Here is a 22,316-nt window from a genome sequence, read left to right on the forward strand (position 1 = left end):
AACTCTCTTTTAATGATAAAAGAGAAAATAAATTATGGAATTATATCTAAATTAGGGAAATTATTGATATAATTTTCCAAACTGCAGGAGAGGAATACTGATGTTAAATATAAAAATGGCCAAAAGCATTTTCTTTGTTGCTTCTCTCTCCCTTTTTACAGCCTGCACATCCGATCAACTGCCTATCCATGAAAATGGTTATTATTATAACGATATCTTCTTCGGTATAAATCTCTCATCAGACTATCAGAAAGGTATCCGGGACGGTTGTACCACAGCCAAAGGGAACTATACGAAATCACATCGCTTATTTAACAATAACCATGATTATAATAATGGTTGGTTCTTAGGACGAAATAAATGCAGACATCTGCTGGTTGTTGTTGATGAGGAATGATATAAGAGGATAAAAGAGAAGCCCGAAAGAAATTCGGACTTCAATGGATTATGCAGGTACTACTGAAACTTTCTTCTGGCTGGAAGTTCTGTTTTCAAATTTCACTACACCTTCTACAAGTGCGAACAGTGTATGGTCTTTACCCATTCCTACACCGTTACCCGGGTGAACTTTAGTTCCTCTTTGTCTGATGATAATGTTACCTGGAATCACTTTTTCACCACCAAATTTCTTAACGCCTAAACGACGTCCAGCTGAATCACGGTTATTTTGAGTAGACCCTTGACCTTTCTTGTGTGCCATCTTAGCTCCTTATGCTATTTTAGTAATTCTAACTCTTGTGAAGTCTCTTCTGAAACCTCTTTTAAGTTTTGAATCTTTTCTTCTTCTTTTCTTGTAGATGATAACTTTTTTATCTCTACCTTCATTGATCACTTCACCTTTAACTACAGCACCCTCAACGAATGGAGTACCTACAGTTAATTCACCGTTGTCTAGTGCTAAAACTTCTTTGAATTCTACAGCACTTTTAGGCTCAAGACTCATATTGTCAAAACAGATGATATCACCCTCTTGAACTTTGAATTGTTGCCCACTTGCTTTAATGATTGCGTACATTGCAAACCCTTTACTATTCTATGTTTTTTAAAAAGTTCGTGATTATACCCAAAGTTGTTTTAATTTTTTTTTAAACTAAGAACTTATTTGGTACATTCACTCTTAAAACGTGTAATCCACTCCTGCAAGTGCGATACAGTCTATCTCAATCAGGGCATTTTTAGGTAATGTTTTTACTGCTACCGTACTTCTCACCGGCTTATGTGTACCAAAATAGTGCGCATATATTTTATTGACCTTCTCAAAGTCATTCATATCTGCCAAAAAGATCGTTGTTTTGATCACATCATTAAAATGCGAACCTGCTGCTTCAAGTACATAAAAGAGGTTTTTCATCACTTGATGTGTCTGATTCTCCACATCTCCTGCCACCATTACACCTTTTTCATCAAGTCCGATCTGCCCTGATGTATAGATGAATCCATTTACCTCTACAGCTTGTGAATATGGTCCTATAGCTGCAGGTGCCTCATTTGTTGCAATAAACTTCATTTTTTCTTCTCTCCTTAAATCTTAATTTCTTTCGTAGAATATGTAACTTGTCGAGTAATCAGAAAATTCAAAATAGACTTTCTTTTCACCCGGATCTTTTTTACCGTTAAAATTGATATCATCAATACCGTATCCGTAACGATAAGGCCTGAGTTTGCTGTCATTTGTACCATACGCTGTAGAGAGCTTATCTATCTGGATGAACTTGTGTACCAGTTTGTCTCCCGCATAGACATCAAGTACACCATTGGTACCTGTCCAATTCTGCAGGGAACGGCTCAGTGAATTCTGTGTCTCCTGTGTACATCCTGTAAACAATAATACGATAATCGAAAAAAACAATATTTTTAATTTCATAATATCTCCTAATATTTTCATTATTTTAGCACTATTGGGCTAAGCTTTCGGCATTCCGAATTTTTGGGTAACAAGCTCCCCATCATCATTGAAATAAAGATAATAAAGCTTGTCTTTAACGACAGGAAGACCGGCTAGATAGCGGAGTGCAAAGTTAGCCTGCAGTGATCCTATGTGCATCACTATGGGGGCAGCTATACCGCCAGGCTTATGATCTGAGATATTAAAGACTTGAAAGTTCGCTTCTTCAAAAAAGCATACCTGGCCGTTGAACTCCTCTACACTCGCATAGATCCAGGGGGTATACGACACTTTGGCATATTTATCTATCTCACTTCGTACAGGAAGGTTGTCTGTTGCATCCAGTATAAGGTCATAGTTATTCCCCATCCCTTTGAATGCTTCAAAATCCATGTCAAAAGCTACTGCTTTCACAAAAGGGTTCTTATGTTTAAGAAGTTCTACTACCGCTTTTGCTTTGCTCTTTCCTTCATCTTCAAGGGTAAAAGCAATCTGTCTGTGTATATTATGACTGGAAACTGTATCAAAATCCACCATATGTATCTCACCGATACCTGAAGTACCTAAAGCCATTGCCAAAGTACATCCTAATCCACCCGAACCAATGATTGCTATCTTTTTACGCTGTAAACTCTGTTGTACATTTGAACCCCAAAGTTGTATCTGTCTGTTAAAATATGCTTCCGGTGTCACAGTAACTCCTCTCGTTGCTTTAATTCCTTCTCAAAACCCCAGGCTTTTCGATGTTCCAATACTTCTGTCTTATCTATAACCTCGATAAGCATAGACTCTTTATCTTCAAGCATCATCTCTACTTCACCTTCGGGTGAGACCAGCATTGTATCACCGTAGAATTTCCATTTTACCTTATCATCACTATACTCTCCCAGGCGGTTGGCACGAAGTATAAAACAGCCATGCAGGAATGCTTTGGTCTTAATGATCTCACGCCATCTGTTGTGTGAACCGAATGTGGATGCAGTAGGAAGAAGTACCAGATCTACTTTTTTCCTGGTCACACTCTCCCAGAAAGGGTCAAAGTGCAATTCAAATCCTGCCATCACCATGATCTTAAAGCCGTTAAGGTTAAATATCATTGGATCTTTAAGTGGTCTGACCGGATTGGAAAAAAACTTCTTCTCATCCCAATGCGTATAAGGAAGCAAGATCTGCTGCTCATAATAACGTGTGTTTTTGGGAGTGATCTTCACAATGGTCTTATGATATCCGTCTTTCTTTGTCACTATAATAGGGGAAACAAAGACAATATCATATTTGATAGCAAGATTTTTAAGAAGTTCCAAATGTTTTTTGGTTTGAGCCCTGACCATACTTGGTGCCATGGTCGCAAACTCTTTAAAAAAATGATTCAGTACATATTCACCAAGAAGCATGACATCTGCTCTTCTCTCATGTGCTTTTTTAAGGTAGAACTCCAGTCGTGTTGCATTCATACCCAGTGTAGGCAGTTGTAATGCGGCAACGACAAGTTTCTTACTCATGGTTAATCCTCTACAGCTTGATTTGCCTGCTCGATCACGGTGATCTTCATTTTGGCTTCTTCTATAAGTTTTTGTGCCTCTTTTATATTCTTTAAACCCTCTTCATAAAGCTTTACGGACTCTTCCAGTGTGATCTCCGGATTCATCAACTTTTCCAAAAGCTCTTTTGAATGTTCTAACTTCTCTTCAAAGGTTGCCATTATATACTTCTCCTTAAAACAGAGCAAAGCCCTGTTTTGATTCTTCTCACTAAAGCTTCGTTTATCAACTCAGGAAATTTCATTGTAATACCTCTTTTATATTCTCTTCAAATTTTTCCAATTCAACCAAAAATGCATCATGTCCATAATTACTTTCAACTTCAAGATAGGTATGTGCCTGCCCGTTTCGCTTCATCATTTTAGCGATATGTTCCATCTCTGAAGGAAAAAACAGATAATCAGAGGAAAAACTGATCAAATGAACATTTGCCTTGATCCGTGAAATGGCATCATGCAATGAATCATATCCGCGGCTTAGATTAAACGTGTTGATCGCTTTTACTATATAAAGGTAAGAGAGCGGATCAAAAATACGTGAAAAATTATTGGTATTGTATTCCATATATCTTTCAACTTCATAACGTCCGAAAAGTTCAAACAGGCCATCATTGCTAACATAATTACGCCCGAATTTATCATCCATGGAATCAGGAGAAAGGTAAGAGATATGTCCGGCAATACGTCCGATAGCCAAACCATCCAACCCTTCTTCTTTGAATGCATTTTTCTCATAGTTTCCATGTTTAAAGCGCGGATCTCTTCTTATGGCCTCTACAGCAACCTTGTTAAAGGCTATCGTCCACGGCCTTGTCGCATAGGTAGCAGCAAGTGAGATGATATCATCTGCAAAATTAGGATAATCCACTGCAAACTGCAGTGCCTGCATCCCCCCCATTGAACCACCGACTATAGCACGTACATGATAGATGCCCAATTGTGAAAGTAAGTGCATCTGAGCTCTTATCATATCTTTTATGGTCACAACAGGAAATTTTAAACGAAAAGGCTCTTCTGAGGGATAGTTATTACTCATGGGGCCCGTCGTACCAAAACAAGAACCTACAACATTGCTGCAGACAACAAAATATTTAGTCGTATCAATGGCTTTATTATCACCGATGAGTCCGTCCCACCAGCCAGCTTTCTGTTCACCTTCATACACACCTGCAGCATGATGGGAACCGCTAAGGGCATGACAGACTAAAATAACATTTGATTTATCTTCATTTAATTCCCCGTATGTTTCATAAGTGATCTCATACGGTTCCAGGATACGCCCACTCTCTAAATAAAGAGGACTACTGAAATGTGCTGTTTTTGTTTCGATTTTCATGCTTTGCTTTGGTGGTTAGATTTAATTGCAATATTTTATCATATTTAAACTTTGTGGTGGAGGTGTAGGGTGCGTTGGTAAACGCATCCTACAATCACCCCAATGCCTTCTTCAAATCTTCAATAAGATCCTGTGTATCTTCCAACCCTACACTTAATCTTACAAGTCCGCCAGGAACACCTGCATCAATAAGCTCCTGCGCTGACAGTTGCTGATGTGTTGTACTTGCCGGGTGTGTGATAATGGACTTGCTGTCACCGATATTGACTACCAAAGAAAATATCTCTGTACTGTCTGCTATCTTCTGTGCCGTTTCTTTATCCTTAACCTCAAAAGAGAGAAGCCCGCTGTGCCCACCTCTAAAGTATTTCTGTCCCAACTCATAATTCGCATCTGACTTAAGTCCGGGATAGTTGACTTTCCCCACTTTGGGATGTGCTTCCAAAAACTCTGCTATAGCTAACGCTGAACTAGAGTGTTGTTTCATACGCAGTGGTAAAGTCTCAAGTCCCTGGATATACAGCCATGAGTTGAACGGACTGGGTGCCGCACCCAGATCACGCAACAATGCAAGTCTTACCCTAAGCGTAAAGAGCGGTAATGGCAGGTCACTATAGACTAGCCCATGGTAACTCTCATCTGGTTCATTAAAGTGTGCATACCGTGCATTACCCTTGATCTTCTCTACCAGATTCTCACGCTCAACAATAACACCACCAATGGCAAGCCCCTGGCCTGTTGTGTATTTACTTGCAGAGTGTACAGTCAGATCACATCCATACTCTAGCGGCTTACACAGTATCGGTGTAGCTACAGTATTATCTACACAAGTCAAAATGTTGTGTTTGTCAGCAATGGCTACGATAGCATCAAAATCAGCAACATCAATACTTGGATTTGTAATGCTCTCAAAAAGGATAATTTTGGTTTTCTCATCTACTAAAGCTTCTATCTCACCAGGATTACGTACATCAAAATAACGTGTCTCTATACCAAAACGTTTGATGGTATGCCCGGTAAGTGTTGTTGTTCCACCATACACCTGTTTTGCTACAATGATGTTGTCTCCAGCCTCAGCTACATTGGCAATAGCATAAAAGATGGCCGCCATACCGGAAGCAGTCCCTATGGCAGCTGCTCCGCCTTCAAGTGCAGCAAAACGTTTTTCAAAAACATCTGTAGTCGGGTTCATCAACCGTGTATAGATATTCCCCAGTTCTTTCAGTGCAAAAAGATTTGCTGCATGTTCCGTATCTCTAAACTCATACGCAGTGGTCTGGTAAATAGGGACTGCCATTGTCCCCATCGCATCTTTGTCATATCCTGCATGGATCGCAAGTGTCTGTTCGTGCATATTATTGTTCCTTATTTAGTTATATTAGGTAAATTATAGCTTGTGCTTGCTTGCACTCTATATAAGTAGAAAATATTTCATACTATTATTATGTTATACTCCTCAAAAAGTACTATTCATGCTACACATAAAAATCTTTATCATCACTATACTGTTTCTCTCTTCTCTTTCTGCCAAAACCATGTCAGATTTCAATAGCAGCAAAGAGGCATGTGAAGTCAGACAGAATTGCACATGCCTGTACAAGAATGTTCTATTTTTATATACCGACACGGCATACTTTCATCAAAGGCCTGGAAGTAAATATGAAAAAAGCGTTATATTATGCAAAAAAAGCCTGTGAAATTGGTGATGAAGATGGCTGTTTCTCTGTGGGAATGATAATCTATTATGGAGATGAACACGAAAATATCAGTGCCAATAAAAAAGAGGGCCGCACGTTTTTCAAAAAAGCCTGCAACCTTGGAAAAGAGGATGCCTGTGCCCTCTTTCTCAATAAAGATTTTTAACCCAAAATCCGGTTTACCCGTGATAGTTCCTCGTTACGTCTCTCCTGAGACTCTGAAAGAACCCATGAAAGTGGTGACTTTATCGAAGTGTATACCTTTAGGTGCAGTCCCACCAAAAAGCTTTTTTACCTAAAAAAGTTTGTATTTAATGGAAAATATTGCTTTTTCTGTCAAAATAACCTAAAAATATGCAAATATTTGGGTGAGGCTGAAGCCTTCACTTCCGAGGTACCTAGTTCTTTCACAGTCTCTCTGGGGCGTAATACATACGTAAGTTTGCATGATTTTAATTGTAATCCATCGATAGATGGTAAGAAAAATATTAGAGATTTAATGTATCACCTAACGGTGATTGATATTTTATTTTGGATTTGAGTTGGAGTATGCGTTACACCTTGGAAAGGTGTAACGAGAGATAGTTCTTATCCGTGATAGTTAGGACTTTCCTTAGTAATAGTCACGTCATGTACATGACTCTCTTTGAGTCCTGCAGCTGTGATCTCAACAAATTCTGCTTTTTCCCAGAACATTTGAATGGACTCTGAACCACAGTAACCCATGGAAGATCTAAGTCCTCCTATCATCTGATGGACTACATCTGCTATTTTACCACGGTATGGTACACGGCCTTCGATCCCTTCCGGTACAAGCTTGTCTGCTGCTGTTCCTTCCTGGAAGTAACGGTCTGTACTTCCTTTGGTCATCGCACCGATGCTTCCCATACCTCTGTACTCTTTAAACTGACGACCGTTATAGATGATCATCTCTCCCGGTGCTTCATAGGTTCCTGCAAGAGCAGAACCGAGCATAACACAGCTTCCGCCTACTGCAAGTGCTTTAGCCACATCACCGGAGTATTTGATACCGCCATCGGCAATGACAGGTACTCCTGCTTTGTTTGCAACTTCAGCCACCTCATCAATAGCAGAGATCTGAGGCACACCCACACCTGCAACGATACGAGTCGTACAGATAGAACCAGGCCCAATACCCACTTTCACACCATCTGCACCTGCATCTATAAGGTCTCTTGCCCCTTCAGCCGTTGCGATGTTTCCTGCGATAACATCTACATCAAATTCTTTTTTAATGTCTATAACCGTATCAATGATCCCTTGGGAGTGACCATGAGCTGAATCAAGAACAATGACATCTGCACCTGCTTCCACCAATGCTTTAGCACGGTCAAGTTGTCCCACACCGATAGCCGCTGCAACTCTAAGACGACCAAATTCATCTTTGTTTGCATTTGGGTACTGCTTTTTTTTCTCGATATCTTTGATGGTAATGAGCCCTATAAGCTTATCATTATCATCAACAATAGGAAGCTTCTCAATCTTATGTCTCTGAAGCACTTTTGCAGCCTCTTCAAGTGTCGTTCCTTTTTTCGCAGTTACAAGTGGTGCAGCAGTCATCGTGTCAGCTATTTTTAGACTCATATCTGTAATAAAACGCATATCACGGTTTGTAATGATACCGACAAGCTTCTGGTCTGCATCTACTACAGGCACACCTGAAATACGGTATTCACCCATAAGTGCATCTGCTTCACCCACAGTTGCATCCGGACCTATGAAGATAGGATCAATGATGATACCACTCTCGGACTTTTTTACTTTTTTGACCTGAAGTGCCTGTGTAGCTATATCCATATTTTTATGGATGACCCCGATACCACCAAGTCTGGCCATAGCGATCGCTGCTTTAAACTCTGTTACTGTATCCATCGCAGCCGATACGATAGGAATATTAAGAGAAACTCTTTTAGTCAGTTTTGTTTTTAAGCTTACCTCTTTTGGTAAAACTGTCGAGTGTTGCGGTACCAACAATACATCTTCAAATGTTAATGCTCTTTTTTTAATTCTCATATCTATTCCTTCTTACTTAATATAATTGACTGCTTTTTCCATACTTGCAGCACCGTTGAAAAGTGTTTTTTCATCAAAAGCTTTAGCAATCAGCTGTAAGCCTATAGGCATGCCTTCATCATTTTTTGCCACCGGCAGAGAGATTCCCGGTAATCCTGCGAGGTTCACTCCAAGTGTATACATATCGCTTTTATACATTTCAAGAGGATCATGTAATGCACCTATTTTCGGTGCAACCGACGGTGCAACCGGTGACAGGATCAGATCTGCTTCTTCAAAAATAGCATTGAACTCATCACGGATCAAATGTCTTACCTTTTGTGCTTTGACATAGTATGCATCATAATATCCTGAAGAGAGTACAAAGTTACCAAGCAGAATACGTCTTTTTACTTCTTCTCCAAAACCTTCACTTCTTGTATTAAAGAAAAGTTCTTCAGTAGTTTTGGATTCTGCTCTTGTTCCATAACGCACACCATCATAGCGTGCCAGGTTCGTAGCAGCCTCTGCTGTAGCCAAAATATAGTATGTTGCGATATCATACTTTGTATTTGACATCTCTTTATGCACAATTTTATGTCCTGCTTCTTCTAAAACCTTTACCGTTTCAGCATATGCTTTCTGTATCTCTGCATCCGCTTCTGAGATATGATTATCGATCACTCCAATAGTCAGTTTTACATCTGAGTCAAGATTATTCGCGATATCTTCTATTTCAAAATCCGCTGAAGTGGAATCTTTATCATCATGCCCTTTAATAGCATCATACAGGATCGCTGCATCTTCAACATTCTGAGTAATAGGTCCTATCTGGTCAAGACTTGAAGCATATGCAGACAGACCAAAACGACTTACTCTTCCGTAGGTAGGTTTCATACCTACACACCCGCAGTAAGCTGCCGGTTGCCTGATAGAACCACCTGTATCGGAACCCAGAGCGGCAATGGCAATACCACCTGCCACAGCAGCTGCAGATCCGCCCGAACTTCCTCCCGGTACTCTGTCTGTACCATAGGGATTTTTTGTCGGACCGTAAAAAGAACTTTCTGTGGTGGAACCCATAGCGAACTCATCCATATTGGCTCTTCCAAATGCCATCATTCCTTTAGACTTAAGATTTTTGACAGCCGTTGCTTCATAAGGAGCGATATAGCCTTGAAGGATCTTGGAACCGGAAGTCACAGACCAATCCTTAACTTGAATATTGTCTTTAATAAGAATAGGCACACCCTCACCTGAACTTTCAAAACCTACATAGGCATTGAGCCCGCTCTCTTTGGCTTTTGTTTCAAGTTCAGCTCTAAGCTCTGCTAATTCATCATTAGATTTTGTTAATGCTTCTTTTAGTGTTATCAATCTCTATCCTTGTCTATTTTGTTTCTTTTTATAATATGCCACTGTTGCCAAACCTATACCGACCAAGCCGAATATAAAAGTAATCGAAGCTATGATCACTTCCATTTGTACAGGTTGGGTCATATCAAACATTAGGCAATAACCTTGGCACATCTCTCACATACGCACTCTTCACTTGTACTTGTAAACTTCCAACATCTTGGACATTTTGCTCCGGTTGCTTTGTGAACTGTAAATGTTTTATCCTCTAACTCAAAAGCAGCTACCTGTTCACCTTCACTTGTTTCTTTCATAGCAGATACCACAAACCAGTCTTCAAGGTCTTTACTGTTATTGATGGCAAATATACTTATATCGCCTGCTATTTCAACTTCAAGCGTTGATTTCATCAGCTTTTCTTTTTTAAGTTTATCAACTGCTTCTGAGAACTTCTCACGTGCAGCGATCAGCACTGTATCATCAAAACTTGCTGCCACTTCCGGTATCTCTTCATATACAAGATCGAATACATTTTCCATCTCACCTTTAAAAATAGCCGGTGCATATTCAAGTATCTCATCCGCTGTATATGTAAGTACAGGTGCAACAAGTCCCAACATTGCTTTGGAGATGAGTGCCATCGCTGACTGGGTCGCTCTTCTGACCGTATCATCTTTTGCTTCACAATAGAGTCTGTCTTTGGTGATATCCATATAGATACCGGAGAGCTCATTGGTAATGAAGTGATTCAATGTTGCAAAGCCTCTAAGGAAATCGTATGCATCAAAATTCGCTTTTACTGAAGCAAATACTTCTCGTGCTTTGGTAAGGATCCATCTGTCAAGTTCGCCATAGTTCTCTACTGCTACAAGTGCATCGAGATCATCTACATTCGCAAGCAGGAATCTAAAGGTATTACGTATCTTTCTGTACTGCTCTGCAGTCTGCTTCAGAATACCGTCAGAGATCTTCAGATCTGTCTGGTAATCAGAAAGCGCTACCCACAGCCTGAGTATCTCTGAACCATACTGTTTGATGACTTTATCCGGAGCAACTACGTTACCTTTGGACTTGGACATCTTCTCGCCTTTATCATCTACAGTAAACCCGTGAGTAATCAATGTTTTATACGGTGAAATCTGGTTGATCGCCGAGCTGAGTAACAAGGAAGACTGGAACCAGCCTCTATGTTGGTCAGACCCCTCTATGTAAAGTGAAGCCGGATATTCACCTGCATCATAATTTCCTGAACTGAGTACTGAATTCCAGGTTGAACCGGAATCGAACCATACATCCAGAATATCAGAGATCTTCTCCAGATCATCAGGATTGTATTTGCTCTCTTCAGGTAAAAGCTCTGCATTGGACATAGAGTACCAGGCATCTGCACCATATACATCAAACAGGTTCGCGATATGTTCTAACACATCTGCATCAAAGATAACCTCTTTGGTACTCTTTACTCTAAAGAACGCTATAGGTACACCCCATGAACGCTGACGGGATATACACCAGTCAGGTCTGCCTTCTATCATAGGTTTGAGTCTGTTCTTGGATGTTGCAGGGTAGAACGCTACATCTTCAATCGCATTCATCGCTGCTGTTCTCAGTGTTTTATCCGAACCTTCAGGCTTGTCATCAATAGAGATGAACCACTGGTTCGTTGCTCTGTAAATAAGCGGTTTTTTCGTTCTCCAGCAGTGTGGGTATGAGTGAACAAATTTACTTTTTTTGAGCAATGCATCACCCAGGATTTCCAAGATAGGCTCATTGGCTTTAAAGATATGCATTCCTACGAACTCTTCAGGATTTGGTAAAAGATTCAGTCCTGTTACACTCTCATCATAACACCCTCTTTCATCTACCGGCATCACTACATCAAGACCATATTTGAGCCCTACTTTGTAGTCATCTTCACCGTGACCCGGAGCAGTATGTACACATCCTGTACCGCCATCCATAAGAACATGCTCACCAAGCACTACTTTGGATGTGCGCCCGTTTACAGGGTTGATAGCCAAAAGACCTTCCATCTCTGTTGCTGCTATCTTTCTGCTTGCATGACCTGCGACCACACCCTCTTCTATCATGGCATCATAACGGTCTTCTGCAACAATGTGACCATCATCTGTAAGTACATACATCTCTTCAGGGTTGAGAGAGATCCCTGTATTTGCCGGAAGTGTCCACGGTGTCGTTGTCCAGATCACAAGTCCTGCTTTACCCTCTACACCCAACTTCTCTTTAGCCGCATCTGCCAGCTCAAAATGTACATAAATAGAGTAATCTTCTTTATCCTCATACTCCACTTCTGCATCCGCCAACGCTGTTCTTGCCGCCCATGACCAAAAGATCGGTTTATGACGTTCAACCAAAAGTCCTTTTTGTGCTACTTCACATAAAGTTCTGTAAATATTTGCTTCAAACTTGAAGTCCATTGTCACATAAGGATTCTCCCAGTCTGCGATCACACCCAATTCTTTAAAGCTGTCTCTTTGAATATCTACGAACTTTGCAGCATGTTCTCTACAAAGCTCCCTGAACTTTTCTGTCGGCATTGCCTCTTTTTTGCTTTTACCCAGTTTCTCTTCAACTTTCTGTTCAATAGGCAGACCATGACAGTCCCAGCCCGGAGTCATACGAACAGCTTTACCCTGAAAATAGTTGTATTTTAGAATGATGTCTTTGAGTATCTTGTTGAGGGCATGACCAATATGTATATCACCATTGGCATACGGAGGTCCGTCATGCAATGTGAACATTTCGGCATCTTTACGCTTTGCTTTCATCTGTTCATAAATATCTGCATCAAACCATGCATTATATTTTTTAGGTTCATTTGTCGGAAGATTTCCACGCATCGGGAAGTCAGTTTTTGGAAGGAGGAGGGTTTCTTTGAAATCCATAGTCGATAACACCTTATAAGGGTCGCCCCTGTTATATTATCTCGTGATTGTATCGAAAAATCTATTATACTCTACTGTAGGCTGCATTGGCAAACGCAGCTTTATTCAACCTTTCGGCAAATATTTTGTCTACACGCCAATTCCCTTGCGTGCTGCATTAGTAAATGCACTCTGGAACTTTGCTATAATTACCTATGGAAAATACTAAAGAACTTACAGAAACGATCATCCGGGAACTAACAAAAAGAGAGCAGACCATCACTTTTGCAGAGAGTTGTACAGGTGGGCGTATTGCTGCAGCATTCACTGCTGTTTCCGGTGCATCAGACGTACTGAACGGTTCCTGTATAACTTACTCCAATGAAATTAAACATCAATGGTTGGGAGTTGAACTTGAAATACTTGAGAATTATGGTGCAGTAAGCAAAGAGTGTGTCTCCCAGATGTTAGACGGTATACAAAAGATGGCACATAGCGACTATGCCATTGCAGTCTCCGGCATTGCCGGTCCTACAGGCGGTACACAATTCAAACCTGTAGGTACTGTCTATATAGGTATTTTGACACCTGAGGGCAAAGAGATACATCATTGTCATTTTAAAGGTAGCAGAGAAAAGGTACAAGAACAATCCACACAATTTGCTCTTAAAAAATTAAGTGAAGTATTAAATTTTTAAATAATTTCTAAAAATCTCTTGACAATAAAAGGTTTCTGAGCTATAATTCCGTCCACTTATTCAAGTAATAAGTTCAAAAATAAGTGACCCGTTAGCTCAGTTGGTAGAGCAATTCCCTTTTAAGGAATGGGCCCTAGGTTCGAATCCTAGACGGGTCACCACTTTTCAATATTTATAGGTGCGGCGGTAGTTCAGTTGGTTAGAATACCTGCCTGTCACGCAGGGGGTCGCGAGTTCGAGTCTCGTCCGCCGCGCCATTTTACATATGTGTGACCCGTTAGCTCAGTTGGTAGAGCAATTCCCTTTTAAGGAATGGGCCCTAGGTTCGAATCCTAGACGGGTCACCACTTGGTCGCTTAGCTCAGTTGGTAGAGCGCTACCCTTACAAGGTAGATGTCACAAGTTCGAGTCTTGTAGCGACCACCATTTTTATGACTGTATGGATCTAGATGACCCTTTCATCTAGTGGCCAAGGATGCTACGTTTTCATCGTAGTCACAGAGGTTCAAATCCTCTAGGGGTCGCCATTTAGGTCGCTTAGCTCAGTTGGTAGAGCGCTACCCTTACAAGGTAGATGTCACAAGTTCGAGTCTTGTAGCGACCACCACAGCAAGTCATTTTTTACGTTTTCGGTGCGGCGGTAGTTCAGTTGGTTAGAATACCTGCCTGTCACGCAGGGGGTCGCGAGTTCGAGTCTCGTCCGCCGCGCCAGCTTCTTTTTTCTCTTTTATATTCATTTAAATTTATCAATATTATCAGGCAATTTCATTTGCTTTTTGATAACTTCATTTTGTATAATCCAAGCTATTACCAAAATAAGGATACCTCCATGGAACGAAGAGAAATGATCAAAGCTTCACTGGCTGCATTTTTATCACTGACCACACTCTCCAATGCAAAACATAACGGCACTTCACTAAAAGATAAAAACAACAAAACATCCCATCCCAAAATAGTAGTTGTAGGAGGTGGCTGGTCAGGACTTTCTTTTGCAAAACATATCAAACAGTATATTCCTCAAGCCCATGTAACATTGGTAGAGAAGAGAGACCACTTTGTTTCATGTCCTGTCAGTAATGCCTGGCTCTTTGATCTGGTGGATCTGGATTTTCTCACCCACAGTTATCTGGATGCTGCAAATAACTTCGGTTATACCTATCTTCAGGCAACAGCAACCGGTTTGAATGCCAAAAAAAATATCTTGTACACAACAGAAGGTGATTTGGATTATGATTATCTGATCTTTGCTACAGGTATTGAATATGACTATCATAACTGGAGCAAAGGTGATAAACTCTTCGAAGAGAACATCCACAGACTTTACCCACCTGCATTCATCCCCGGTTCGGAACACTTGACCCTCAAACACAAGATCAAGAGATTCAGGGGAGGGAACTTCATTATTACCGTACCGAATGGCAACTACAGATGTCTGCCTGCCCCTTATGAAAGAGCCTGTCTGTTAGCTGAATATATGAAAGAGCACAAGATCAAAGGCAAAGTAATACTCCTGGATGCGAATAATACAGTAACCATTAAAGAAGAGGGATTTTTAAGTGCTTTTTCAAGATTGCACAAAGAGCATTTGATCTATATGCCTGCAGCTGAAATCACATCCATTGATCTTGATAAGAAGATAGTCTATACGGAGTTTGATGAAATAGCATTTGAAGATGCCGCTTTCTATCCGAATGTAAAGGCACCAAAACTTTTGGAAAAATTGGGGCTGACAACTAAAACTGCCTATAACAGAGTTGAAGCAGACCTTAATGTTTATACCAACCGTTTCAGAGGATATGATAATATCTTTGGTTGCGGTGATCTACGTCCCATGGGCTTCTCCAAATCAGGAAACACTGCCTATACAGAAGGCAGCAATGTGGCACGCATGGTAGCTGAAGCATACTATAAAAAACATATCAAATGGGAATCACCCGTAACTTTCTGTGTCTCTCTGGTATCGATGAAACCGCAAAGGGAGATCACTCTTCTCTCACAATATAAATACGGCTCCTCGGGAGAGACTCTCTTTAACGGTACTGTAACCGATGAGAAGTGGACAAACAACAACTTGGGTAAAGCCAGAACACAATTTGGCTGGGCAGAATCAATGTATCAGAAAATGTTCTATGTCTAGTTTAGAGATTTAGACCGTCGGAAATAGAACATTCCGACCTTCAAGAACATACCATCTAGTGATGTGTGAAACTTTATAATTTATTTTTCGTAGGGTGGGTTTGCCAACCCACCATTGAGGCAGTTTGCATACAATCGCACTCACGCCGAAAGAATTAACAAATCATTTATACAATTTTAAAGGTGCGTTAGTAAACGCACCCTACAAGAATATGCCATCATATTATGGATTAAAATTTATTGTTAATTTATAGTGAAGTAGGCATTCCTATGCCGAGCATACAAACAAGAGAATGAGAGAAATATTTTAATCTCTCAATCTGATCCTTACAGATTCCTCATGTGCAGTCAATCCTTCAGTATTTGCGATCAAAGCACACTGTTCTCCTATCTCTTCCATACCCTTTTTAGACATAGAGATAATAGATGACTTCTTCAGGAAATTCTCAACACTTAACGGCGAGTAAAACTTTGCAGTTCCACCCGTAGGAAGTGTATGATTTGGCCCTGCTACATAGTCACCTATAGGCTCAGGTGTATTCTCTCCCAGGAAGATGGCTCCTGCATGCTTGATGCTGTCCAGCAGACTCATAGGGTCTTTCGTAATGACTTCCAAGTGTTCCGGTGCTATCTCGTTCATAAGAGCAATCGCTTCATCCATATCTTGAGTGACAATGATCGCCCCTCTCTCTTCTATGGACTTTCTTGCTATCTCTTCACGTGAGAGTGTACCAAGGAACTCTTCTACTTTGTCACTTACTCTGTTTGGCAACTCTTCATCTGTAGTAATGAGGATGGAACTTGCCATCTCATCGTGTTCTGCCTGAGAAAGCAGGTCTATCGCTATGTAATCTTCTCTGGCCGTTTCGTCTGCCAGAATACCTATCTCAGATGGTCCGGCGATCATGTCGATATTCACTTCACCGTAAACCAGCTTCTTAGCTGTAGCCACAAAGATATTTCCCGGTCCTGTGATAACATCTACTTTAGGAATGGTCTCTGTTCCATATGCCATTGCACCGATCGCCGATGCTCCACCTACTCTAAAGACTTTTGTTACTTTACAAAGGTGACAGGCAGCAAGAAGAAGCTCATTGAGCTCATTATCCGGTGCAGGGGTACAAACCACTATCTCTTCCACTCCCGCAACCTGTGCAGGGATGACATTCATCAGTAATGAACTTGGATACGCAGCTTTCCCACCAGGAATGTAAAGCCCTGCTCTGTCTACAGCTGTGACTTTTTGACCCAGTATAGTTCCGTTAGCCTCTTTATCCATCCACGTCTTGGGCATAAGCTTTTGATGATAAGACTCTATACGGTCATATGAAAGGTGTAAGGCATCACGAAGAGTAGGATCTATGTTGTCATAGGCTTTAGCCATATCCTCAGTAGACACTAAAAGTGCATCATCACTCTGGGGCTCCCATCTGTCAAATTTTGCTATCTGAGCTTTCACTGCTTTGTTGCCCTCGGTTTGTATCTCTTTAAGCAAACCGGAAACAATGCTTGTTACACCCTCTATATCCATCTTACCACGCTCTAGAAGCTCATTAAAATTTGCTTCAAATGTATCATCACTACTGTAAAATATTTTCATTTTTTATCCTATTTGGTGCGTTGGCAAACGCACCCTACATATTTATTTATCGATCATAGACGGATATTTACGTCTATACCGTGGGAGCATACTCTCATTACCTAACACACCACCCTGATGGATGTAAAGTATAGGTTTAGAAAGAACCTCTGGATGCGCAAGTAATACTCGCCATCCAAGTGGGTCATAAAGGAGGTCGAACTCCACTCCCGTTTGTTGTTGTAATTTTAGCCAAATTTTATAATTTTCTTTATAAAGTTTTCCAAAATGGTGTTTTTTCTCTAATGTCAATACAGTTGGATGAAATTTTTCATCTGATTCCAACTCTAAAAACTGCGTTTTCAAATAACTCTCATCTCCAACACAGGGACAGGTATATACCATAGGTCGGGTTACCCCCATCCCGATAAAAGTTTTAGATAAAAACAATGCTGTAGTTCCTGTTCCGGAGGGAAGAAAAATATTTAATTCATCAATATTATTTTCTTTTTGCCAATCAACAATCTCTTGAGCTAAAAGCCTGATACCATATTCGGCTTCTTTTTGTCGTCCACCCTCTTCTATTAATAATACATTTTTATTTGTCGGGATCGGGGGAACCCGGCCTACATGGATCTTCATTCCATTTTTCAAAGCTCCTTCATAATTGCCATGAGGATTCTCTTTTAAATACACGGCTACATGATCTACATAATACTCAAACTCCCACCCTTTCATCTTGGCAAGTACAGAGAGCGAATACATCGCATTGGACTGAGCAGAACCATAGGAGACTATTTTTTTGATATTTGGAAAATCATTTTGAAGAAAATAATGCAGTTTACGTGCTTTATTACCAGAAAAATCCGGATGAAGAAGATCATCACGTTTTAAAAAGATTTGTCTATTATCAAAAACAATAGATTGCACAGGAGAAGAATTAAAGGTCATATTTACCTCCATCAAATTACGCAAAGCGTGCCTGTCTCTACGAACGACCTTGAAAGCGTAGCGATTGTCCTCGTTCCTGCGGGATTGCATCGAGAGTAGAGACGATTTTTTTGTTTCTGCCTACATGGCTACGCGTTGCTCCGACCATTTCGGTTCCGATACTATAAACGACAAGCAGTTGTCGTTTACTTAACGTATCTCATCTAAAAAAATGAAGAGAGAACTACGCCACAGTTAAGATATGAGGAAATTAATCAAAAAAACAAATCAGATTAATTCCGCCCCAAACAATTCAGATCATCAAACGCCTGTTCAAGTCTCTTTACCATAGAAAGTTCACCTGCTCTTAGCCATTTACGTGGGTCGTAATAACTTTTGTTCGGCTTGTCTTCGCCGTCAGGGTTACCAATCTGACCTTGTAAATAATCTTTATTCTCATCCACATAATGTCTAACACCATCCCAGAATGCCCATTGGGTATCTGTATCGATATTCATTTTTACAACACCGTAACCGATAGCTTCACGGATATCTGAAAGTTCAGAACCTGAACCGCCGTGAAATACAAAACTCACCGGTTTTTTGGAAGTCTTGAATTTTTCTTCTATATATTTTTGTGAATTATCCAAAATTTTAGGAGTCAATGTTACATTCCCGGGTTTATATACTCCATGCACATTGCCGAATGATGCAGCTATAGTAAACTTGTCAGAGACTTTCATAAGCTCTTCATAGGCATAAGCAACTTCCTCAGGCTGTGTATAGAGTAGTGAATTATCGATATGGCTATTGTCCACACCATCTTCTTCACCGCCTGTTACACCAAGTTCTATCTCCAGTGTCATACCTATTTTGGACATACGCTCCAAATAGGCTTTGCATGTAGCGATATTTTCTTTGATAGGTTCTTCAGAGAGGTCCAGCATATGGGAAGAGAAAAGAGGAATACCATGTGCTTCATAATGTGCTTCACTTGCATCAAGCAGAGCATCGATCCAGGGAAGAAGTTTTCTGGCTGCATGGTCTGTATGAAGTACGACAGGTACACCATACGCTTTGGCTACAGTATGTACATGCTGAGCTCCTGAGATAGACCCCAATATCGCAGCTTTATCCGACGGCAGACCTTTACCTGCATAGTATGCTCCGCCACCGTTTGAGAACTGAACTACTACAGGAGAGTTCACATTTTTGGCTGCTTCAAGCACTGCATTCACAGAAGAGGTACTTACTACATTTACTGCGGGAAGAGCAAACCCTTCTTCTTTTGCAATGTTAAACATTTTTTGAAGGTCATCCCCTGTGACAACTCCTGCTTCCACTACATCCAATACTTTTGTAGACATTTAAAACTTCCTCTGTATGGTATTATTTTAATTTGATCTTTGCTTTTTCCATTAGCTCACCCACTACCTTCTTTTGAGCGATCTGCATTTTTATACTCTTTTTAACCTGATCAAATGCCGGTATTTTATTTTTACTTTTAGCTTTTTCTGCTTCTTTTTTTATTTTATCATATTCTTTTTTAGCCTCTTCATCTGAAACTTCTGTTTTTGACATTTTCTTCTGCATCCAGAAACCGGCAAGTGCAGCTTCTTTCTCTTTCTCAGTAAGTCCTTTTTTTGATGCCTCTGCTACCAGTTTACTGGGTGCCATCATCTGAATAAGTTTTATTCTATCCTCTTTGGGAAGTTTCTCCCATGTCATTTTTCCTTTACTGAGTATCTGAAGTGCTTTATTTGCTTCTTCTACAGTGATCTCCATACCGTTTACCGTACCTGCAGTCTGTGCTGCTACAGAGACAGACATAAATGTACCTGCCACTCCCAGCATCATTAATAGTTTTCTCATATTCGTATTCCCTTTATTTATTTATTGCGTATTCTATCTGATTTTCACCAATTACTGGTTTATTTCTTCTACTTTTATTTTTACATCTTTCATTAGTTTTGTCATGATCTGTTTTTCCAGCATTTGAGATTTAATTCTGTTCTTGATCTTTTCAAACGCAGGCAAACTGGCTGTAGCATTCTTCTCCTGGGATTGTTCTTTTATCTGATCATATACTTTTTGGGCTTCTTCATCAGTGATCTTGATCTTTGAAGCCTCTTTTTGTATCCAAGTACGTGAATATATCATTTCTTTCTCTGTATCTGACAATTCTTTCTTTGCAGTCTCCAATACAAGTATAGGCAATGCCATTTCCTGAATAAGTCTTAAACGTTGTTTTTTCGGCAAATAGTCAAAATCCGATACTTTACCCCGTGTTCTCTTTTTGAGATGTGCATCTGCTTCTTTCTTAAGGACCTTATGACCGTTCATTACAGCAACCACTGTTTTGGCGGATCTTTTCTTTCTTACCCTCTTTACAGGTTTAGGTTTTCCGTTTATATTGATCCTGCTTAGATCTACCATGGAAGGTGTTGTCTCTTTTGTATGTAACATATCTGTTAAACTGTTCTTTAATGCATCTGCAAATAAGAAATTGCCACATAAACCGAAAAATATATATACGATCAAAACTTTTTTCATTTTATTTTACCTATTTTAATTACTGCAATATTATTATTTTGTTGCATTGACATCTTTTGTCAAGTCAACGATCTTGGCTTTACTTTTAAGCTCTTTTGCTATCTCTGTTATTTTTATACCAAATTGTTTTTGTTTAAGAGATGCAATGATCTTATCTTTGACCTGTTCATAAGGTATAGGCATTGCTTCAGCTTTATCTTCCAGATAGATCACATGGTAACCGAACTGTGTCTTCACCGGTTTTTTTGTGATCTCTCCGACTTTAAGTCCCCAGACAGCTGTTGAAAATTCCGGCACCATTTGACCTTTACTGAAATTACCAAGATCTCCGCCTTTCGATGCAGAAGGTCCTGTGGATTTTGATTTCGCCAACTCAATGAATTTTGCTTTGAGTGCTTCATCTTTGAGAGTTTTCAGATCATTGATAATCTTCTTAGCTTCTTTTTCTGTTTTCACCAGAATATGTCTTGCATGCACGGAAGCTTTCTGCATAAATTTTTTACTGTTCTTCTCATAAAAGTCTTTTGCCTCACTGTCACTGACAATTGCATTGTCCATCTGCATTTTCATCCACATATTGACAAGAAGTTCTTCTTTTATTTTTTCCATATTCCGTTTGAATTCCGGTTTTTGATCTACACCCTCTTTCTTTGCCAACTCTGTAAAAAGTGCTTTTTCAACAAGTCTCTCTTTTATCATATTCTGTTGTGCTTTATCCAACTGAGAAAAATGCATATTCGGTGCACTTGCATTCACAAATGTTTCTGCATCCTGCTTTGTGATATTCTTACCGTTCACAGTGACCAGTATATCAGATGCAATCACTGATGTTGCCAGTACAGCGACTGCCAATAGTGAAGTTTTTGCTAATTTTAACATCGTTTGTTATCCTTTGAAAGTAATGTTAGTAAGTATATCTCCGCAAGTTAAACAAATCATTAATAGCTTGTGTTAAAATGATAAAAAATTAATCTTAGGACAAAATTGTGGATAAAAAACATAAAAAAGTGAAAAAAGCAACTAAAAAAGAGATAGAAGAGATCAAAGCACTTTTTTTAGAACATTATCCGGATTCTGTCACTGAACTTGAATACAGGAATCTTTATGAATTACTCATTTCTGTAATGCTTTCAGCCCAGTGTACAGATAAGCGTGTCAATATCATTACCCCTGCTCTTTTTAAAGCTTATCCTGATCCTGTTTCACTTGCCAATGCAGATCTTGATGAAGTCAAATCTTATATCAATACCTGCTCTTTTTTTAATAACAAAGCCAAAAATCTCATTAAAATGGCACAATCAGTCGTTGAGAACTATCATGCAGAGATACCGCTTGAAAGAGATGAACTTGTCAAGCTCGCCGGTGTCGGCCAGAAAACTGCCAATGTGGTAATGATCGAATATGCAGGAGCCAACCTGATGGCGGTCGACACCCATGTTTTCAGGGTAGCACATCGTTTGGGTCTCAGTGATGCAAAAACAGCTGTAAAATGTGAAGAAGAGCTGAGTAAAAAATTTAAAACAGACCTTCATCTTCTTCATCAGGCAATGGTGCTCTTCGGCAGATACAAATGCAAGGCACTCAAGCCTGAGTGTGAAGGATGCTTTATGGAAGCACATTGTAAAAGCAAAGAGAGCTTTAAAGTCTAGTACTGATCATGTACCCTTCTGTACCAAGATTCCATGATCTCCGGATCATGATGAAGGTT

24 protein-coding genes and 7 tRNA genes are annotated in these 22,316 nt (G+C 40.0%); 12 read left to right on the forward strand and 19 right to left on the reverse strand.

Annotation, left to right across the window (positions count from 1 at the left end; translation table 11 throughout):
• The first annotated feature begins 100 nt into the window (after window positions 1–100).
• Entirely contained in the window at window positions 101–397 is a 297-nt protein-coding gene (locus ACZ48W_RS03250; protein WP_464829863.1) for a hypothetical protein, read from the forward strand.
• Between the two features lie 48 nt (window positions 398–445).
• On the opposite strand, the gene rpmA is transcribed toward ACZ48W_RS03250, so the two are convergent.
• The 9 genes from rpmA to ACZ48W_RS03295 form a co-directional block, all read right to left on the reverse strand.
• Window positions 446–700 carry a 50S ribosomal protein L27 gene (rpmA, locus tag ACZ48W_RS03255; RefSeq protein ID WP_464829865.1) on the reverse strand — a complete coding sequence of 85 codons (255 nt, stop codon included), beginning with the start codon at window positions 698–700 and terminating at the stop codon, window positions 446–448.
• A gap of 9 nt (window positions 701–709) precedes the next feature.
• Window positions 710–1,015 (reverse strand): 50S ribosomal protein L21, encoded by a 306-nt coding sequence (rplU, locus tag ACZ48W_RS03260; RefSeq protein WP_464829868.1) that lies wholly within the window; start codon window positions 1,013–1,015, stop codon window positions 710–712.
• Window positions 1,016–1,117: 102 nt separating this feature from the next.
• Complete coding sequence (locus tag ACZ48W_RS03265) at window positions 1,118–1,507, reverse strand: RidA family protein (RefSeq protein ID WP_464829870.1); 390 nt, start codon at window positions 1,505–1,507, stop codon at window positions 1,118–1,120.
• 21 nt (window positions 1,508–1,528) lie between these two features.
• Complete coding sequence (locus tag ACZ48W_RS03270) at window positions 1,529–1,864, reverse strand: hypothetical protein (protein WP_464829874.1); 336 nt, start codon at window positions 1,862–1,864, stop codon at window positions 1,529–1,531.
• A gap of 39 nt (window positions 1,865–1,903) precedes the next feature.
• Window positions 1,904–2,578: a HesA/MoeB/ThiF family protein gene (locus ACZ48W_RS03275; RefSeq protein ID WP_464829877.1), complete on the reverse strand. Its 675-nt coding sequence runs from the start codon at window positions 2,576–2,578 to the stop codon at window positions 1,904–1,906.
• Window positions 2,575–3,387, reverse strand: a complete 813-nt coding sequence (locus ACZ48W_RS03280; RefSeq protein WP_464829879.1) for a carbon-nitrogen hydrolase family protein — start codon at window positions 3,385–3,387, stop codon at window positions 2,575–2,577. Before ACZ48W_RS03280 ends, ACZ48W_RS03275 begins: the two co-directional genes overlap by 4 nt.
• Before the next feature lie 2 nt (window positions 3,388–3,389).
• Window positions 3,390–3,587, reverse strand: a complete 198-nt coding sequence (gene xseB / locus ACZ48W_RS03285) for an exodeoxyribonuclease VII small subunit (RefSeq protein ID WP_464829882.1) — start codon at window positions 3,585–3,587, stop codon at window positions 3,390–3,392.
• A gap of 79 nt (window positions 3,588–3,666) precedes the next feature.
• Window positions 3,667–4,761, reverse strand: a complete 1,095-nt coding sequence (metX, locus tag ACZ48W_RS03290; protein WP_464829885.1) for a homoserine O-acetyltransferase MetX — start codon at window positions 4,759–4,761, stop codon at window positions 3,667–3,669.
• A gap of 94 nt (window positions 4,762–4,855) precedes the next feature.
• Window positions 4,856–6,115: an O-acetylhomoserine aminocarboxypropyltransferase/cysteine synthase family protein gene (locus ACZ48W_RS03295; protein ID WP_464829888.1), complete on the reverse strand. Its 1,260-nt coding sequence runs from the start codon at window positions 6,113–6,115 to the stop codon at window positions 4,856–4,858.
• Between the two features lie 212 nt (window positions 6,116–6,327).
• Here ACZ48W_RS03295 and ACZ48W_RS03300 point away from each other — a divergent pair, with 212 nt between their 5' ends.
• Window positions 6,328–6,624: a hypothetical protein gene (locus tag ACZ48W_RS03300; RefSeq protein WP_464829891.1), complete on the forward strand. Its 297-nt coding sequence runs from the start codon at window positions 6,328–6,330 to the stop codon at window positions 6,622–6,624.
• A gap of 422 nt (window positions 6,625–7,046) precedes the next feature.
• On the opposite strand, the gene guaB is transcribed toward ACZ48W_RS03300, so the two are convergent.
• The 4 genes from guaB to ileS are packed head-to-tail and all read right to left on the reverse strand — an operon-like array spanning window position 7,047 to window position 12,733.
• Entirely contained in the window at window positions 7,047–8,492 is a 1,446-nt protein-coding gene (guaB, locus tag ACZ48W_RS03305; RefSeq protein ID WP_464829893.1) for an IMP dehydrogenase, read from the reverse strand.
• 12 nt (window positions 8,493–8,504) lie between these two features.
• The gene (gene gatA, locus ACZ48W_RS03310) at window positions 8,505–9,848 is read right to left on the reverse strand and encodes an Asp-tRNA(Asn)/Glu-tRNA(Gln) amidotransferase subunit GatA (protein ID WP_464829897.1); all 1,344 of its coding nucleotides are present in this window, start codon (window positions 9,846–9,848) and stop codon (window positions 8,505–8,507) included.
• 3 nt (window positions 9,849–9,851) lie between these two features.
• Entirely contained in the window at window positions 9,852–9,980 is a 129-nt protein-coding gene (locus tag ACZ48W_RS03315; protein ID WP_464829901.1) for a hypothetical protein, read from the reverse strand.
• Window positions 9,980–12,733 carry an isoleucine--tRNA ligase gene (gene ileS, locus ACZ48W_RS03320; protein ID WP_464829905.1) on the reverse strand — a complete coding sequence of 918 codons (2,754 nt, stop codon included), beginning with the start codon at window positions 12,731–12,733 and terminating at the stop codon, window positions 9,980–9,982. The genes ACZ48W_RS03315 and ileS overlap by 1 nt, the downstream gene beginning before the upstream one ends.
• 194 nt (window positions 12,734–12,927) lie before the next feature.
• Here ileS and ACZ48W_RS03325 point away from each other — a divergent pair, with 194 nt between their 5' ends.
• The 9 genes from ACZ48W_RS03325 to ACZ48W_RS03365 all read left to right on the forward strand — a co-directional run bounded on the left by ACZ48W_RS03325 (window position 12,928) and on the right by ACZ48W_RS03365 (window position 15,547).
• Window positions 12,928–13,410 (forward strand): CinA family protein, encoded by a 483-nt coding sequence (locus ACZ48W_RS03325; RefSeq protein ID WP_464829907.1) that lies wholly within the window; start codon window positions 12,928–12,930, stop codon window positions 13,408–13,410.
• Window positions 13,411–13,495: 85 nt separating this feature from the next.
• A tRNA-Lys gene (locus tag ACZ48W_RS03330) sits at window positions 13,496–13,571 on the forward strand.
• 19 nt (window positions 13,572–13,590) lie between these two features.
• Window positions 13,591–13,667: transfer RNA gene (locus ACZ48W_RS03335), tRNA-Asp, on the forward strand.
• Window positions 13,668–13,681: 14 nt separating this feature from the next.
• Window positions 13,682–13,757 (forward strand) — tRNA-Lys (locus ACZ48W_RS03340).
• Window positions 13,758–13,760: 3 nt separating this feature from the next.
• Window positions 13,761–13,836, forward strand: a tRNA-Val gene (locus ACZ48W_RS03345).
• Window positions 13,837–13,861: 25 nt separating this feature from the next.
• Window positions 13,862–13,937: transfer RNA gene (locus tag ACZ48W_RS03350), tRNA-Glu, on the forward strand.
• Between the two features lie 4 nt (window positions 13,938–13,941).
• A tRNA-Val gene (locus tag ACZ48W_RS03355) sits at window positions 13,942–14,017 on the forward strand.
• A 27-nt stretch (window positions 14,018–14,044) separates the two neighbouring features.
• A tRNA-Asp gene (locus ACZ48W_RS03360) sits at window positions 14,045–14,121 on the forward strand.
• A gap of 118 nt (window positions 14,122–14,239) precedes the next feature.
• The gene (locus tag ACZ48W_RS03365; RefSeq protein ID WP_464829909.1) at window positions 14,240–15,547 is read left to right on the forward strand and encodes an FAD-dependent oxidoreductase; all 1,308 of its coding nucleotides are present in this window, start codon (window positions 14,240–14,242) and stop codon (window positions 15,545–15,547) included.
• Window positions 15,548–15,853: 306 nt separating this feature from the next.
• On the opposite strand, the gene hisD is transcribed toward ACZ48W_RS03365, so the two are convergent.
• From hisD to ACZ48W_RS03395, 6 genes are all read right to left on the reverse strand, one after another.
• Entirely contained in the window at window positions 15,854–17,146 is a 1,293-nt protein-coding gene (gene hisD, locus ACZ48W_RS03370) for a histidinol dehydrogenase (protein ID WP_464829911.1), read from the reverse strand.
• A 42-nt stretch (window positions 17,147–17,188) separates the two neighbouring features.
• Window positions 17,189–18,076 (reverse strand): 1-aminocyclopropane-1-carboxylate deaminase/D-cysteine desulfhydrase, encoded by an 888-nt coding sequence (locus ACZ48W_RS03375; RefSeq protein WP_464829915.1) that lies wholly within the window; start codon window positions 18,074–18,076, stop codon window positions 17,189–17,191.
• A 272-nt stretch (window positions 18,077–18,348) separates the two neighbouring features.
• On the reverse strand, window positions 18,349–19,422 hold the full coding sequence (gene fbaA, locus ACZ48W_RS03380) for a class II fructose-bisphosphate aldolase (protein WP_464829918.1): 1,074 nt from the start codon (window positions 19,420–19,422) through the stop codon (window positions 18,349–18,351).
• A 22-nt stretch (window positions 19,423–19,444) separates the two neighbouring features.
• Complete coding sequence (locus tag ACZ48W_RS03385) at window positions 19,445–19,927, reverse strand: hypothetical protein (protein WP_464829920.1); 483 nt, start codon at window positions 19,925–19,927, stop codon at window positions 19,445–19,447.
• Window positions 19,928–19,978: 51 nt separating this feature from the next.
• Window positions 19,979–20,608: a hypothetical protein gene (locus tag ACZ48W_RS03390; protein ID WP_464829921.1), complete on the reverse strand. Its 630-nt coding sequence runs from the start codon at window positions 20,606–20,608 to the stop codon at window positions 19,979–19,981.
• 33 nt (window positions 20,609–20,641) lie between these two features.
• On the reverse strand, window positions 20,642–21,487 hold the full coding sequence (locus ACZ48W_RS03395) for a peptidylprolyl isomerase (protein WP_464829923.1): 846 nt from the start codon (window positions 21,485–21,487) through the stop codon (window positions 20,642–20,644).
• 128 nt (window positions 21,488–21,615) lie between these two features.
• Here ACZ48W_RS03395 and nth point away from each other — a divergent pair, with 128 nt between their 5' ends.
• A complete protein-coding gene (gene nth / locus ACZ48W_RS03400; RefSeq protein ID WP_464830466.1) occupies window positions 21,616–22,257 on the forward strand; it encodes an endonuclease III in 642 nt (213 codons plus the stop codon).
• Window positions 22,258–22,316: the final 59 nt, after the last annotated feature.

The sequence above is a fragment of the Sulfurovum aggregans genome, from assembly GCF_055385215.1.